Below are 18,429 nucleotides of genomic sequence, written 5' to 3' on the forward strand. Positions count from 1 at the left end.
GGCTCAGTTGTGGGTGTTGCCCATCGCGCGTTCGATGAGGTCGGCGACGTCCATGTCGGCGATCAGGTGTGCGGCGTTCTGCCGTACTTCCGAAGAGTCGGCAATAGCCGCACCGTGATCCGCGGCTCCTGGGACCGCAGCCACCAGGTGCATCAACTGCCGTAGTACGCCGATTTCTTCGAGCCGCTTGAGCGGGACGGAAGCGAGGACCTTACGCAGCTCGGCCTCGTCCACGTCGGTGAGCTCCACAGCTCCGGTCGCAGCGGTCGGAACCAGTTCGGCGCGCAGGTACTCGGTGATCGCGGCGGGTGACGGGTAGTCGAAGATCAGGGTGGCGGGCAGCTGGATGCCCGTCAGCCCGCTCAGGCGGTTGCGAAGCTCGACCGCGGTGAGCGAGTCGAATCCCATGTCGCTGAATGCCTGTCCCGGAGTGATGTTCTCGGCGTCGGCGTGCCCGAGTACGACGGCGACTTCGTCGCGGACCAGATTCAGCAGTGTTTCGGACTGCTCCTCCTCCGGGAGCCCCGCCAATCGGGCCGAGAAGGAGTCGGCACCGACAGGTACGCCCGCGGCGGCAGCACGCCGAGGCCGGCGCACCAGGCCCTGCAGCATGGGAGTCAGTCGACCGGCTTCCGCTTGTGCGCTGAGGGTGGGGAGGTCGAACTTGACGGGTATCAGGGTGGGTTCGTCGGCGGTGAGGCCGGCATCGAAGAGTGCCATGCCCTCTGCCGCGGACAGCGGCCGGATACCACTGCGCCGCATCCGCGCCTGATCGGACTCCCCGAGCGAACCCGTCATCGCACTCGCCTCACCCCACAACCCCCACGCCAACGACACCGCCGGCAGACCCTGCCCACGACGCCACCCCGCGAAAGCATCCACAAACGCGTTCGCCGCCGCGTAATTCCCCTGACCCGCACCACCCAGCACACCCGACGCCGACGAATACAACACGAACGCATCCAGATCCACGCCCCGCGTCGCCTCATGCAACGCCAACACCGCATCCACCTTCGGCCGGAACACCCCCGCCAACCGCTCCACGGTCAGACCCGAGAACACCCCGTCATCCAACACACCCGCGGTATGCACCACCCCCACCAACGGAGCATCCACAGGCACCCGCGCCAACAACCCCGCCAACACCTCACGATCCGCCACATCACACGCCACGACAGTGACCGTCGCCCCCGCCGCCTCCAGTTCCGCCGTCAACTCCTGGGCGCCGGGCGCCTCCGGACCACGACGGCTCGTCAACAGCAAGTTGCGCACACCATGCGCCGTGACAAGATGCCGGGCCACCAGGCCACCCAGTGTTCCTGTACCGCCGGTGACCAGCACCGTCCCACCAGCACGGAACACCGACCGCCCCACAGACCGCACCGCCCCGGCACGCACCAGCCTCGGCACGAACATCCCACCCGAACGGAGCGCCACCTGCGACTCACCACAACCAGCCACACCCGCCAGCACCCCACCCGCCGGCACCACACCCCCCACACCCACATCCAGCAAAACCACCCGCCCAGGACTCTCCGCCTGCGCCGAACGCACCAACCCCCACACCGCAGCCGCCACCGGATCCACCACACCGGCATCACCACCAACCACCACCGCACCCCGCGACACCACCACCAACCGGCCCCCACCCGACGACGCAAGGAACGACTGCACCCCAGCCAGAACACCAGCCGACACCTCACGCACAACCACGGCATCCACAGAGCCCGACCGGGGAACCTCCAGGACCTCCACCTCGACACCGCCCGCACCCTCAGACACCGGCACCGCCATCGGCGACCACTCCACCCGGAACAGCGACCCACCACCACCAGCCCCGGACACCCTCAACTGCTCCTCAGCCACCGCCCGCAGCACAAGAGACTCCACCGACGCCACCGGAACACCCTCACCGTCGGCCAGATCCAGCGACAGCGACTCCGGCCCCGTGGACGTCAGCCGAACACGTAGAGACGACGCACCCGCAGCATGCAGCGACACCCCACTCCACACGAACGGCAAGAACAACCCCCCACCGTCAGGCCCCCGCTCACCCAGGAAAGCTCCCGCATGCAACGCGGCATCCAACAGCGCCGGATGCAGACCGAACCCACCCGCCGACTCCACCTCACCCGCCGGCAAAGCGACCTCGCCGAACACCTCGTCCCCACGCCGCCACACCGCATGCAACCCCTGGAACACCGGCCCATAGCCGTATCCGGCGGCCGCCTGGTCCGCGTAGAAACCGGTCAGGTCGACAGGCTGCGCCCCCTCCGGCGGCCAGACCCCGAAGGCGGCGTCCGGAACCGGCGCGTCCTCACCGAGCTGACCCGTGGCATGACGGACCCACGGCACATCGGTCTCGGCGTCGTCCGGCCGCGAATACACCGCCACCGACCGCACACCGCCCGTGTCCTCGCCAACGGACACCTGGACACGAACAGAGCCGGCGTCGGGAACCACCAGCGGAGCCTCGATGACGAGCTCCCGCAGCTCCCCCGTGCCGACCTCATCACCAGTACGAACGGCCAATTCGACCAATGCCGCTCCCGGCAGCAGGACCGTGCCGGACACGGCGTGATCCGCCAGCCACGGTTGGGCGGCAAGTGACAACCGACCCGTGCCGAGGACACCTCCCGTGTCGGGAACACTGATGACCGAGTCGAGCAGCGGATGCTCGACCGCGAACGCGGGATCAACGGAAGACACGTTCGAGTTCAGCCAGTAGCGCTGGTGCTGGAAGGCGTAGGTGGGCAGGGCCACGCGGTGCGCGCCGGTACCGGAGAAGACCTTCTCCCAGTCGACGTCGACACCACGCGTGTGCAGCCGGCCCAGGGTCGTCATCAGAGCGCGGTCCTCGGGGACATCCCGCCGCAGGGAGGGTACGCAGTCCTCCGCCACCATCCCCGACAGCACACCATCGGGGCCCAACTCCAAGAAGGTCGAGACCTTCTCCGCCCGCATAGCCTGCACACCGTCGTGGAAGCGGACCGTGCCCCGCACGTGCTCCACCCAGTACTCCGGCGAGCACAGCCATTGCGGGTCGGCCAGGTCTCCGGTCAGGTTCGACACCACCGGAAGGGACGGCTCGTGGTAGGTCAGCCCGGCCGCGATCTCCCGGAACTCCTCCAGCATCGGATCCATCAACGACGAATGGAAGGCGTGCGAGACCCTCAGCCGCTTCACCCGCCGCCCCTCAAGACGGCCCACCACCGCCTCGACCTCCACCTGGTCACCGGACAGCACCAGCGAAGTCGCCCCGTTCACGGCGGCGACGCTCACACCAGCGGTCAGCAACGGTGTGACCTCGTCCTCCGCCGCCTCCACCGCGACCATCACCCCGCCGGCGGGCAAGGCCTGCATCAGTCGGCCACGCGCCACCACCAGCGCCGCCGCGTCCTCCAGCGACCACACGCCCGCCAGATACGCAGCCGTCACCTCACCGACCGAATGACCCGCCAGAACATCAGCAACCACACCCCACGACCCGACAAGACGGAAGAGCGCCACCTCCAGGGCGAACAGAGCCGGCTGCGCATACCGCGTCTCATCCAGCAGGTCCCCACCCTCGAAGACCACATCCTTGAGCGAGCAGCCCAGACTCTTGTCGACGGCCGCGCACACCTCGTCGAACGCATCGGCGAACACCGGAAACGCAGCGTGCAGTTCACGGCCCATGCCGACTCGCTGCGACCCCTGGCCGGTAAACAGCACACCCAGACGGCCCGGAACCACGGCCTGCGCACGCACCGACGACGCCAGGCCCTCCCGCGCCTCCTCCACCGAGCCCGCGACCACCACCGCACGGTGATCGAAACGCGCACGCGTCGTCGCCAGGGAGTAGGCCGTGTCCGTGAGGCTCACCTGCGGGTGCCGTTCCAGATGGTCGGCCAGGCGCCGGGCCTGCGCGTCCACCGCGTCGGCCGTCCTGCCGGACAGCACCAGCGGCACCACACCGTCCGGTAAATCCGCACGTTCCACCGGAGCCTCGGGCTCGATCCCCTCCAGGATCACATGCGCGTTGGTGCCGCTGATACCGAAGGAGGAGACCGCAGCTCGCCGAGGACGGTTCTCCTGTGTCTGCCACTCCCGTGACTCGGTGAGCAGTTCGACCGCACCCGCCGACCAGTCCACCTTCGGCGAAGGGGCGTCCACGTGCAGCGTCTTCGGCAGCACACCGTGGCGCATCGCCTGCACCATCTTGATCACACCCGCCACACCGGCCGCGGCCTGTGCATGACCGATGTTCGACTTCAACGACCCCAGCCACAAGGGGCGGTCATCACCCGGTCGCTCCTGACCGTAGGTGGCTATGAGGGCCTGTGCCTCGATCGGGTCACCCAACGACGTGCCCGTACCGTGCGCCTCGACCGCGTCGACATCAGCCGCCGACAGACCGGCACTCGCCAACGCCTGCCGGATCACACGCTGCTGCGAAGGACCATTCGGCGCGGTCAGACCGTTGGACGCACCGTCCTGGTTGACCGCACTGCCCCGGACCACCGCCAGCACCTCATGGCCGTTGCGGCGAGCGTCCGACAGGCGCTCCAGCAGGACCAGGCCGACACCCTCCGCCCACGACGTACCGTCCGCACCGGCCGCGAACGACTTGCACCGGCCGTCCGCCGCCAGACCCCGCTGCCGCGAGAACTGTACGAACGCGATGGGCGTGGACATCACGGCGACGCCGCCGGCGAGCGCGAGCGAGCACTCGCCGTTGCGCAGGGCCTGCATCGCGGAGTGCATCGCCACCAGCGACGACGAACACGCCGTATCAACCGTGACGGAGGGACCCTCGAACCCGAGCGTGTACGAGAGGCGGCCGGACACGAGGCTGCCGGCGGCAACCGCCTCGCTGTAGTCGTGGTACATGGCGCCGGCGAAGACGCCGGTGCGGCTGCCCTTCAGCGACGTCGGATCGATCCCCGCCCGCTCCAACACCTCCCACGACGTCTCCAACAGCAACCGCTGCTGCGGATCCATCGCCAACGCCTCACGCGGACTGATCCCGAAGAACCCCGGATCGAACTCCCCCGCATCATGCAGGAACCCACCATGACGCACCATCGACTTACCCACCCGGTCAGGATCAGGATCGAACAACCGCGCCACATCCCAGCCCCGGTCCTCCGGAAACTCCGAGATCCCCTCACGCCCCTCCACCACAAGACGCCACAGATCCTCCGGCGAACCCACCCCACCCGGCAGACGACACCCCATCGCCACGATCGCGACCGGATCATCGGCCACCGAAGCAGCAGACACCACACCCCCGACCACCGCCCCCGCGGCCTGGCCCTCGTCCTCGCCCACCAACTCCCCACGCAAGAACTCCGCCAACACCACCGGCGACGGATAATCGAAGACCAGCGTCGCCGACAGCCCCAGCCCCGTCACGGCACCCAACCGGTTCCGCAACTCCACCGCCGTCAACGAATCAAAACCCAGATCGTTGAACGCCTGCCCGGCACCGATACTCGCCGCGTCCGCATGCCCCAACACTCCCGCGACCTCACCCAGCACCAACTCCACCAGATGACGCTCCTGCCCCTCACGAGACAGCACGGCGAGCCGGCCCACCAACGAATCCCCCACACCCCCACCAGCCACCACCGCACCACTCACCACACGACGCGGCAGACGCACCAACCCCCGCATCATCAGAGGCAACTGACCATTGCCTGCCTGCTCGGTGAGGGTGGGGAGGTCGAACTTGGCGGGAACAAGGCTGGGTTCGTTGACGGCGAGGCTGGTGTCGAAGAGTGCCATGCCTTCCTCGGCCGACAGCGGCCGAATACCGCTGCGCCGCATACGCGCCTGGTCCGACTCCTGCAGCGACCCCGTCATCGCGCTGGACTCGGCCCACAGACCCCAGGCCAGCGACAGCGCCGGCAGGCCCTGCGCGCGACGCCACTGGGCGAAGGCGTCCAGGAACGCGTTCGCGGCCGAGTAGTTGCCCTGCCCCGGACCTCCGATCACACCGGCGGCCGAGGAGAACAGGACGAACACGTCCACGTTCATGTCGCGTGTCAGCTCGTGCAGGTTCAGTGCCGCATCGACCTTCGGCCGGAAGACGGTACCGATCCGCTCCGGTGTAAGGCTCTCGATCACACCGTCGTCCAGAACTCCCGCCGTATGCACGACCCCGGTGAGCGGCGCGTCGGGCGAGACGGTCGCGAGAAGCTTCTTCACCGCCCTGCGCTTGGACATGTCGCACGCCACGACGGTGACCGTCGCTCCCGCCGCCTCCAGTTCCGCCGTCAACTCCCGGGCGCCGGGCGCCTCCGGACCGCGACGGCTCGTCAGCAACAGGTGGCGCACACCGTGCGCGGCCACGAGATGCCGGGCGACCAGGCCACCCAGCGTTCCTGTACCACCGGTGACCAGTACCGTCCCACCAGCACGGAACACCGGCCGCCCCGCAGACCGCTCCACCCCGGCACGCACCAGCCTCGGCACGAACCACCCGTCCGAACGCACCGCCACCTGCGACTCACCACAACCAGCCACACCCGCCAGCACCCCACCCGCCGGCACCACACCCCCCACACCCACATCCAGCAAAACCACCCGGCCAGGACTCTCCGCCTGCGCCGAACGCACCAACCCCCACACCGCAGCCGCCACCGGATCCACCACACCGGCATCACCACCAGCCACCACCGCACCCCGCGACACCACCACCAACCGGCCCCCACCCGACGACGCAAGGAACGACTGCACCCCAGCCAGAACACCAGCCGACACCTCACGCACAACCACGGCATCCACAGAGCCCGACCGGGGAACCTCCAGGACCTCCACCTCGACACCGCCCGCACCCTCAGACACCGGCACCGCCATCGGCGACCACTCCACCCGGAACAGCGACCCACCACCAGCTCCGGGCGCCCTCAACTGCTCCTCAGCCACCGCCCGCAGCACAAGGGACTCCACCGACGCCACCGGCGCACCCTCACCATCGGCCAGATCCAGCGACAGCGACTCCGGCCCCGTGGACGTCAGCCGCACACGCAGAGACGACGCACCCGCGGCATGCAGCGACACACCACTCCACACGAACGGCAGGAACAACCCCCCACCCTCAGGCCCCCGCTCACCCAGGAAAGCTCCCGCATGCAACGCGGCATCCAACAGCGCCGGATGCAGACCGAACCCACCCGCCGACTCCACCTCACCCGCCGGCAAAGCGACCTCGCCGAACACCTCGTCCCCACGCCGCCACACCGCATGCAACCCCTGGAACACCGGCCCATAGCCATAACCGCGGTCAGCCAACTCTTCGTACAGGTCCGTCACCGCCACAGCCGCCGCGCCCTCCGGCGGCCAGATGCCGAGAGGGGCCGCGGGAGCAGGAGCCTCCGCACTGAGTCGACCGCTCGCATGGCGCACCCAGGGCATGTCGGGCTCGGCGTCGTCCGGCCGCGAATACACCGCCACCGCCCGCACACCGCCCGTGTCCTCGCCAACGGACACCTGGACACGAACAGAGCCGGCGTCGGGGATCACCACAGGCGCCTCGATGATCAGTTCGCTGAGGGAACGCGCACCGACCTCGTCGCCCGCACGGACCGCGAGTTCCACCAGGGCGGTACCCGGCAGCAGAACCACACCCGACACCGCATGATCCGCCAGCCACGGCTGCGCTGCCAGGGAGAGCCGGCCGGTGCACACCACGCCACCGGTGTCGGGCACACCCACGACGATGTCGAGCAACGGATGCCCAGCCGCCAGTGCGGGGTCCCCGCCGGACGGCGTCGGATTCAGCCAGTAACGCTGGTGCTGGAAGGCGTAGGTGGGCAGGGCCACGCGGTGCGCGCCGGTACCGGAGAAGACCTTCTCCCAGTCGACGTCGACACCACGCGTGTGCAGCCGGCCCAGGGTCGCCATCAGGGCGCGGTCCTCGGGGACGTCCCGCCGCAGGGAGGGTACGCAGTCCCCCGCGACCATCCCCGACAGCACACCATCAGGGCCCAACTCCAAGAAGGTCGAGACCTTCTCCGCCCGCATAGCCTGCACACCGTCGTGGAAGCGGACCGTGCCCCGCACGTGCTCCACCCAGTACTCCGGCGAGCACAGCCGCTCCGGATCCGCCAGCTCACCGGTCAGGTTCGACACCACCGGAAGCGACGGCTCGTGGTAGGTCAGCCCGGCCGCGATCTCCCGGAACTCCTCCAGCATCGGATCCATCAACGACGAATGGAAGGCATGCGAGACCCTCAGCCGCTTCACCCGCCGCCCCTCAAGACGGCCCACCACCGCCTCGACCTCCACCTGGTCACCCGACAGCACCAGCGAGGCCGCCCCGTTCACGGCGGCGACGCTCACACCAGCGGTCAGCAACGGCGTGACCTCGTCCTCCGCCGCCTCCACCGCGACCATCACCCCACCAGCGGGCAAGGCCTGCATCAGCCGGCCACGCGCCACCACCAGCGCCGCCGCGTCCTCCAGCGACCACACGCCCGCCAGATACGCAGCCGTCACCTCACCGACCGAATGACCCGCCAGAACATCAGCAACCACACCCCACGACCCGACGAGACGGAAGAGCGCGACCTCGACGGCGAACAGGGCCGGCTGCGCATACCGCGTCTCGTCGATCAGGTCGCCGCCCTCGAAGACCACATCCTTGAGCGAGCGGCCCAGACTCTTGTCGACGGCCGCGCACACCTCGTCGAACGCATCCGCGAACACCGGGAACACATCGTGCAGTTCACGGCCCATACCCACCCGCTGCGACCCCTGGCCGGTAAACAGCACACCCAGACCACCCGGAACCACGGCCTGCGCACGCACAGACGACGCCAGACCCTCCCGCGCCTCGTCCACCGAGCCCGCGACCACCACCGCACGGTGATCGAAACGCGCACGCGTCGTCACCAGGGAGTAGGCCGTGTCCGTGAGGCTCACCTGCGGGTGCCGTTCCAGATGGTCGGCTAGGCGCCGGGCTTGCGCGTCCACCGCGTCGGCCGTCCTGCCCGAGAGAACGAGGGGTACGACACCGCGCGTCTTGGTCGGCTCGGGACGGTCGTTCTCGACGGCTTCCAGGATGACGTGCGCGTTGGTGCCGCTGATACCGAACGCCGACACACCCGCACGCCGAGGACGGTCGGCCTCGGGCCAGGCCCGCGACTCCGTCAGCAACTCCACCGCACCCGCCGACCAGTCCACCTTCGACGACGGCGCGTCCACGTGCAGCGTCTTCGGCAGCACACCGTGCCGCATCGCCTGCACCATCTTGATCACACCCGCCACACCCGCGGTCGCCTGGGTGTGACCGAGGTTGGACTTCACCGAGCCGAGCCACAGCGGCCGGTCCGCCGGGCGCCCTTGGCCGTACGTCGCGATCAGGGCCTGCGCCTCGATCGGGTCACCCAGCGCCGTACCCGTACCGTGCGCCTCCACCGCGTCGACGTCCGCGGCGAGCAGCCCTGAGTTGGCCAGTGCCTGGCGGATGACGCGTCGTTGCGAGGGGCCATTGGGAGCGGTGAGACCGTTGGACGCTCCGTCCTGGTTGACCGCACTGCCCCGGACCACCGCCAGCACCTCGTGGCCGTTGCGGCGAGCGTCCGAAAGGCGCTCCAGCAGGACCAGGCCCACACCCTCGGCCCACGACGTACCGTCCGCACCCTCGGCGAACGCCTTGCAGCGAGCGTCCGCCGCCAGCCCTCGCTGCCGTGAGAAGGCCACGAACGCGCCCGGCGTGGCCATCACGGACACACCGCCGGCGAGCGCGAGCGAGCATTCCCCGCTGCGCAGTGCCTGGGCGGCCAGGTGGATGGCGACCAGCGCCGAGGAGCAGGCGGTGTCTATGGAGACCGCGGGGCCTTCGAAGCCGAAGGTGTACGAGACACGGCCGGAGGTGACCGCGCCGGCGCTGCCGGTCAAGGCGTACCCCTCGGTGCTGGACTCCCCGCCTTCAAGGCTGGGGATGTAGTCCTGCGGCTTGGTACCGGCGAACACACCCACGTTGCGGCCACGCAGCGAAGTCGGGTCGATGCCCGCACGCTCGAAGACCTCCCAGGAGGTCTCCAGCAGCAGCCGCTGCTGTGGGTCCATCGCCACGGCCTCGCGCGGGCTGATCCCGAAGAAGGCGGCGTCGAACTCCGCTGCGTCGGTGACGAAACCGCCCTCCCTGACATACGACCTGCCGGGGCGCTCGGGGTCGGGGTCGAACAGCCCGTTCACGTCCCAGCCGCGGTCGGTCGGGAACGGCGAGATGGCGTCGCGGCCCCCGGCGACCAGCTCCCACAGCTCCTCCGGCGAGGAGACGCCGCCCGGGAGACGGCAGCCCATGGCGATGATCGCGATGGGGTCCGTCTTCTCGGATTCGACCTCGCGCAGCCGCTTGCGTGCCTGGCTGAGGTCGGCGAGGGCTCGCTTGAGGTAGTCGCGCAGCTTGTCGTCGTTCGTGCTCATCGAAAGTTCCTCCTGCTCAACAGGTGTGGTGGGCCGGCGCTGCTGTCAGGAAGAGCCGAGCTCGTTCTCCGCGAAGCTGAAGAGTTCGTCGTCGGAGGCGGAGTCCAGGTCGAAGTGCGCCTCGTCCTCCGCAGGGGCACCGGACGACGCGTACCGGGAGGCCAAGGTCTGCAGGCGCTTGGCCGTCTGGGCCATCACGTCATCGTCCAGCGACGTACTGCTCAACGCCGCTTCCAGCCGGTCCAGTTCGGCGAGCACGGACATCGGTGAGACGCCGAGTTGTTCCAGAAGGACGTCGGCGAGGGCGGCTGGCGTCGGATAGTCGAACACCGCCGAGGCGGGGAGCTGGAGACCCGTGGCCGCGGCGAGCCGGTTGCGCAGTTCCACACCTGTGAGCGAGTCGAAACCGAGGTCCTTGAAGGCACGGTCCGGCGCGATCGCGTTGCGCCGGCGTCCGCCCAGCACGGCCGCGGCATCGGCGCTGACCAGGTCGACCAGGGCGCGCTGCCGCTCGGAGTGAGCCATCGTCCCCAGCCGGTCGATCAGGGTCTCTCCGGGCGCAGCGCCGGCGCGATCGGTGGCACCGGTGCGGACGATCCGGCGCGGCCGGCGGACCAGGCTTCGCAGCATCGGCGGCACCTCGCCCGCCGCGGCCTGTGCGCTGAGGGTGGGGAGGTCGAACTTGACGGGTACCAGGGCGGGTTCGTCGGCGGTGAGGCCGGCATCGAAGAGTGCCATGCCCTCTGCCGCGGACAGCGGCCGGATACCACTGCGCCGCATCCGCGCCTGATCGGACTCCCCGAGCGAACCTGTCATCGCACTCGCCTCACCCCACAACCCCCACGCCAACGACACCGCCGGCAGACCCTGCCCACGACGCCACCCCGCGAAAGCATCCACAAACGCGTTCGCCGCCGCGTAATTCCCCTGACCCGCACCACCCAGCACACCCGACGCCGACGAATACAACACGAACGCATCCAGATCCACGCCCCGCGTCGCCTCATGCAACGCCAACACCGCGTCCACCTTCGGCCGGAACACCCCCGCCAACCGCTCCGCGGTCAGACCCGAGAACACCCCGTCATCCAACACACCCGCGGTATGCACCACCCCCACCAACGGAGCATCCACAGGCACCCGCGCCAACAACCCCGCCAACACCTCACGATCCGCCACATCACACGCCACGACAGTGACCGTCGCTCCCGCCGCCTCCAGTTCCGCCGTCAGCTCCCGGGCGCCGGGCGCCTCCGGACCACGACGGCTCGTCAACAGCAAGTTGCGCACACCATGCGCCGTGACAAGATGCCGGGCCACCAGGCCACCCAGCGTTCCTGTACCGCCGGTGACCAGCACCGTCCCACCAGCACGGAACACCGACCGCCCCGCAGACCGCTCCACCCCGGCACGCACCACCCCGGCACCCACCAGCCTCGGCACGAACATCCCGTCCGAGCGGAACGCGACCTGCGACTCACCACCACCAGCCACACCCGCCAGCACCCCACCCGCCGGCACCACACCCCCCACACCCACATCCAGCAAAACCACCCGCCCAGGACTCTCCGCCTGCGCCGAACGCACCAACCCCCACACCGCAGCCGCCACCGGATCCACCACACCGGCATCACCACCAGCCACCACCGCACCCCGCGACACCACCACCAACCGGCCCCCACCCGACGACGCAAGGAACGACTGCACCCCAGCCAGAACACCAGCCGACACCTCACGCACAACCACGGCATCCACAGAGCCCGACCGGGGAACCTCCAAGACCTCCACCTCGACACCGCCCGCACCCTCAGACACCGGCACCGCCATCGGCGACCACTCCACCCGGAACAGCGACCCACCGTCACCCGCCCCGGACACCCTCAACTGGTCATCAGCCACCGCCCGCAGCACGAGGGACTCCACCGACGCGACCGGGGCGCCCTCGCCGTCGGCGAGTTCGAGCGTGACGGATTCGGGTCCGGTGGGCGTCATGCGCACCCGCAGGGCGGCCGCGCCGGAGGCGTGCAGCGTCACTCCGTTCCACGCGAAGGGCAGGATGAGTTTGCCCTCCTCGGCCTTCCGTTCCGTGAAGGCCCCGCAGTGCAGGACCGCGTCGAGAAGCGCGGGATGCACACCGAACCCGGCCGCCGCCTCCGCATCCTCCTCCGGGAGCGCGACCTCGGCGTAGATGTCCTCGCCCAGCGTCCACAACGACCTGAGCCCCTGGAACAGCGGCCCGTACCCATAACCTGCGGCCGCCTGGTCCGCGTAGAAACCGGTCAGGTCGACAGGCTGCGCCCCCTCCGGCGGCCAGACCCCGAAGGCGGCGTCCGGAACCGGCGCGTCCTCACCTAGCTGACCGCTCGCATGGCGCACCCAGGGCGTGTCGGGCTCGGCGTCGTCCGGCCGCGAATACACCGCCACCGGCCGCACACCGTCCGTGTCCTCACCGACAGACACCTGGATACGCACTCCACCGTGATCAGGGACCACCAGCGGAGTGTCGGTGATCAGTTCACGCAGAGAACGCGCACCGACCTCGTCCCCCGCCCGAATCGCCAACTCCACCAGAGCAGCACTCGGCAGCGTCACCACACCCGCCACGGTGTGATCCGCCAGCCACGGCTGCGCGGCAAGCGACAAGCGCCCCGTGGCGACCACGCCACCGGTGTCGGGCACACCCACGACGATGTCGAGCAGAGGATGCCCAGCCGCCAGTGCGGGGTCCCCGCCGGACGGCGTCGGATTCAGCCAGTAACGCTGGTGCTGGAAGGCGTACGTGGGCAGGGCCACGCGGTGGGCGCCGGTGCCGGAGAAGACCTTCTCCCAGTCGACGTCGACACCACGCGTGTGCAGCCGGCCCAGGGTCGCCATCAGGGCGCGGTCCTCGGACACATCCCGCCGCAGCGACGGCACACAGTCCTCCGCCACCATCCCCGACAACACACCATCAGGGCCCAACTCCAAGAAGGTCGAGACCTTCTCCGCCCGCATAGCCTGCACACCGTCGTGGAAGCGGACCGTGCCCCGCACGTGCTCCACCCAGTACTCCGGCGAACACAGCCGCTCCGGATCCGCCAGCTCACCGGTCAGGTTCGACACCACCGGAAGCGACGGCCGGTGGTAGGTCAGCCCGGCCGCGATCTGCCGGAACTCCTCCAGCATCGGATCCATCAACGGCGAGTGGAAGGCATGCGAGACCCTCAAGCGCTTCACCCGCCGCCCCTCAAGACGGCCCACCACCGCCTCGACCTCCACCTGGTCACCCGACAGCACCACCGATGCCGCCCCGTTCACCGCGGCGACGCTCACGCCCGATGTCAGCAACGGCGTGACCTCGTCCTCCGCCGCCTCCACCGCGACCATCACCCCACCAGCGGGCAAGGCCTGCATCAGCCGGCCACGCGCCACCACCAGCGCCGCCGCGTCCTCCAGCGACCACACGCTCGCCAGATACGCAGCCGTCACCTCGCCGACCGAATGACCCGCCAGAACATCAGCAACCACACCCCACGACCCGACAAGACGAAAGAGCGCCACCTCGACAGCGAACAGAGCCGGCTGCGCATACCGCGTCTCATCAATCAGGTCCCCACCCTCGAAGACCACGTCCTTGAGCGAGCAGCCCAGACTCTTGTCGACGGCCGCGCACACCTCGTCGAAGGCATCCGCGAACACCGGGAAGGCGGCATACAACTCACGACCCATACCCACTCGCTGCGACCCCTGGCCGGTGAACAGCACACCCAGACGGCCCGGGACCACGGCCTGCGCACGCACCGACGACGCCAGGCCCTCCCGCGCCTCGTCCACCGAGCCCGCGACCACCACCGCACGGTGATCGAAACGCGCACGCGTCGTCGCCAGCGAATACGCGACATCAGTCAGACGCACCCCCGGACCCTCACCCAGGAAACCCGCCAACCGCTCCGCCTGCGCACGCACGGCTTCCGGTGACTTGCCCGACAGCACCAGCGGCACCACACCGTCCGACACCACATCGTCCGGCGCCACCACACGCTCCGCCGGAGCCGCGGGCTCGACCCCCTCCAGGATCACATGCGCGTTCGTGCCGCTGATACCGAACGCCGACACACCCGCACGCCGAGGACGGTCGGCCTCGGGCCAGGCCCGCGACTCCGTCAGCAACTCCACCGCACCCGCCGACCAGTCCACCTTCGACGACGGCGCGTCCACGTGCAGCGTCTTGGGCAGCACACCGTGCCGCATCGCCTGCACCATCTTGATCACACCCGCCACACCCGCGGTGGCGCCGGTGTGACCGAGGTTCGACTTCAGGGCCCCGATCATCAGCGGACGGTCATCACCCGGTCGCTCCTGGCCGTAGGTGGCGATCAGGGCCTGGGCCTCGATCGGGTCACCCAGCGCCGTACCCGTGCCGTGCGCCTCGACCGCGTCGACTTCGGCCGCCGACAGGCCGGCGTTCGCCAGCGCCTGCCGGATCACGCGCTGCTGTGAAGGACCGTTCGGCGCGGTCAGGCCGTTGGACGCTCCGTCCTGGTTCACCGCACTGCCCCGGACCACCGCCAGCACCTCGTGGCCGTTGCGGCGAGCGTCCGACAGGCGCTCCAGCAGGAGGACGCCTACGCCCTCGGCCCATCCCGTGCCGTCCGCGCCCTCGGCGAACGCCTTGCAGCGTCCGTCCGGTGCGAGGCCCCGTTGACGTGAGAACTCGACGAAGACTCCGGGGCTGGACATGACGGCGACGCCGCCGGCCAGGGCGAGTGAGCACTCGCCGTTGCGCAGGGCCTGCATCGCGGAGTGCATCGCCACCAGCGACGAGGAGCACGCGGTGTCGATGGTGAGCGCGGGTCCCTCCAGGCCCAGGGCGTAGGAGACGCGGCCGGAGGCGACGCTGCCCGCGCTGCCGGTCAGGGCGTAGCCCTCGGTGCCCTCGGTGCCGCCGCCGAGGCGGGGTGTGTAGTCCTGTGCTCCCATGCCGGTGAAGACACCGACGTCCTTGCCCCGCAGTGAGGTCGGGTCGATGCCCGCACGCTCGAAGACCTCCCAGGAGGTCTCCAGCAGCAGCCGCTGCTGCGGGTCCATCGCCAGCGCTTCACGGGGGTTGATGCCGAAGAAGTCGGCGTCGAAGTCGGCTACTCCGTGCAGGAAGCCGCCCTTGCGGACGTACGTCGTGCCGGGGGCGTCCGGGTCGTCGGAGAGGAGGCCGTCCAGGTTCCAGCCGCGGTCGGCGGGGAAGTCGGCGAGCGCGTCGCGGCCCTCGACGAGCAGGGTCCACAGGTCCTCGGGCGAGGTGACGCCGCCGGGGAGGCGGCAGCTCATGGAGACGATCGCGATCGGGTCGTCGGTCACGGGGGACGGTGTGACGACGGGCTGGGCGGCGGCGGTCCGGTCGCCGACGAGGTCCGCGGTACGGTCGCCGACGAGTTCCGCGCGAAGGTGGTCGGCGAGGGCCCTGGGGCTCGGGTAGTCGAAGACGAGGGTGGCGGGCAGCCGCAGTCGTGTGGCGGCGTTGAGACGGTTGCGCAGTTCCACCGCGGTGACCGAGTCGAACCCGATCTCCTTGAACGCCCTCTCCTCCTCGACGCCTTCGGCGTCCGCGTGGCCGAGGACGGCTCCGGCCTCGGTGCGTACCAGGCGGACCAGCAGGCGTTCCTGTTCGGCCGGTGAGAGCTCCAGCAGTTCGGCGCGGAGGGCGGACCCGTCGGTGTCGGGGCGGTCCTGGGTGCCGGCGGCGAGGAGTTCGGCGACCTCGGGCAGGCCGCGCAGCAGCGGGCGGGGACGGGAGAGCGTGAAGGCCGGGGCGAAGCGGCTCCAGTCGATGCCGGCGACGACCACGTGGGTCTCGTCGTGCTCGACGGCCTGCACCAGTGCGGTGACGGCGAGGTCCGGGTCCATCAGGGTGACGCCGAGCTTGGCGAACTCGCTCGCCATGGACGCGTCGACCATGCCGCCGCCGTCCCAGGCGCCCCAGGCGATGGAGGTGGCGGTCAGCCCGCGGGCGCGACGGTGGTGTGCCAGCGCGTCGAGGTGGGCGTTGGCCCCGGCGTACGAGGTGAGGCCGTTGCTGCCCCAGGCGGCGGCGCCGGAGGAGAAGAGGACGAAGGCGTCGAGGTCGCGGTCGCCGAGCAGGTCGTCCAGGTGACGGGCACCGGCGATCTTGGCACGTCCCATCTCGGCGAACTGCTCGACCGTGAGCCTGGACAGGGGTGATTCGGTCTGGGGCGAGCCCGCGAGGTGCAGGACCGCGGTCAGCGGCCGTTCGGCGGGTACGGCGTCGAGGAGGGCGGCGACCGCGTCGCGTTCTGCGATGTCGCAGGCGGTGATGGTGACCTGGGCGCCGAGGGCCTCCAGCTCGGCCCGCAGTTCATCCGCGCCGGGGGCGTCGGGGCCGCGCCGGCTGGTCAGTACGAGGTGTTCGGCGCCCTGTTCGGCCAGCCGTCGGGCGACGTGGGCTCCCGTGCCGCCCGTGCCACCGGTGATCAGTACGGTGCCGCGCGGCGTCCAGGGCTTCGGGGCGGGGGCGCCGTCCAGCGGGGCGCGGTGCATGCGGCGGGCGTACAGGCCGTCCGGCCGTACGGCGAGTTGGTCCTCGTCGTCGGCTCCGGAGAGGGCGGTGCACAGCAGGTCGAGGGTGTGCGGGTCGGGTTCGCCGGTGGCGGAGGGCAGGTCGACGAGGCCGCCCCAGGTCCGGGGGTTGTCCAGGGCCAGGACGGTGCCGACGCCCCACATGACGTGCTGGGAGACGTCGGTCAGCTCGGCGGGGTCGGCGACGGCGACGCCGCCGGCCGTGACCGCCCACAGGGGTGCCTCGATGCCTGTGTCGCCGAGGGCGTGGACGAGGGTGACGGTACCGATGGTGCCGCGCGACCAGGTGGTGTGTGTGGGGTGCGGTCGTCCGTCGAGTGCGAGGAGCGACACGATTCCGGTGAGGGGCTCGTCGGGCAGGGCGGCGGCCAGCGCATCCCGGTCGGTGTTCTCGGTGTCGACCTCTACGCGCACGGTCTGCGCGCCGCGTTCGGTGAGACCGGTGGCGACGGCATCGGCGAGCGGGCCGCCGTCGGTGCCGACGGCTATGAGCCAGGTGCCGGTGAGGGTGCCGGTGGTGTCGATCCGGTCCCAGCCGAGGTGGTAGCGCCATCCGTCGACGACGGACCCTTCCTGCCTGCGGCGGCGCCAGGAGGAGAGTGCGGGCAGGACTTCGCCGAGTACGGAGGCCTCGACCTGGAAGTCGTCGGCGAGGGCGTCGGTGTCGCCGGCTTCGACGGCGGCCCAGAAGGCGGCGTCGACGGGATCGGCCTCGACGGCGGGAACGTCGTTGGCGTCGAGCCAGTAGTTCTGGTGTTGGAAGGGATACGTCGGCAGTTCCACCCGCCGCGCGGACCCCGCGTCGAACGCCGCTGTCCAGTCGACGTCCACACCCCCCGCGAACACCTCACCCACCGACCGCAAGAACCGCTCCAAACCCCCCTCACCACGCCGCAACGACCCCACCACCAGGCCGTCCACACCCACCGCACCCATCGTCTCCGCAAGCACAAAACCCAGCACCGGATGCGGACTCACCTCCACGAACACCCGACGCCCCTCCCCCAACAACGCACGCGTCACCTCCTCAAGACGCACCCGCTCCCGCAGATTCCGATACCAATAACCCCCGTCCAACACCGCCGTATCCACCACCCCACCCGTCACCGTCGAATAAAACGGCACCCCCGACGACACCGCCGACACACCCTCCAACACCCCCGCCAACTCACCCTCGACCCGCTCCACCTCCACCGAATGAGACGCGTAATCCACCGGCACCCGACGAACCCGCACCCCCTCCGCACGCAACTCCTCCTCCAACACCCCCAACACATCCACCCCACCCGCCACCACCACCGACGACGGACCATTCACCGCGGCAACCGACAACCCCCCACCCAACCGCCCCTCCACCACACCCACCGGCAAACCCACCGACAACATCCCACCCCCACCAGCAAGCGACGACGCAATCACCTGACTACGCCGCGCCACCAC

The 18,429-nt window shown here is 69.9% G+C and carries 2 protein-coding genes; both read right to left on the reverse strand.

The features are described from left to right. Positions 1–3: 3 nt before the first annotated feature. Positions 4–10,419: an SDR family NAD(P)-dependent oxidoreductase gene (locus ACZ4VF_RS34965; protein ID WP_467931070.1), complete on the reverse strand. Its 10,416-nt coding sequence runs from the start codon at positions 10,417–10,419 to the stop codon at positions 4–6. Between the two features lie 45 nt (positions 10,420–10,464). Continuing rightward, the coding region (locus tag ACZ4VF_RS34970) for an SDR family NAD(P)-dependent oxidoreductase (protein ID WP_467931072.1) at positions 10,465–18,429 on the reverse strand (7,965 nt) is incomplete at its 5' end.

Source organism: Streptomyces sp. NPDC029151 (assembly GCF_055564315.1).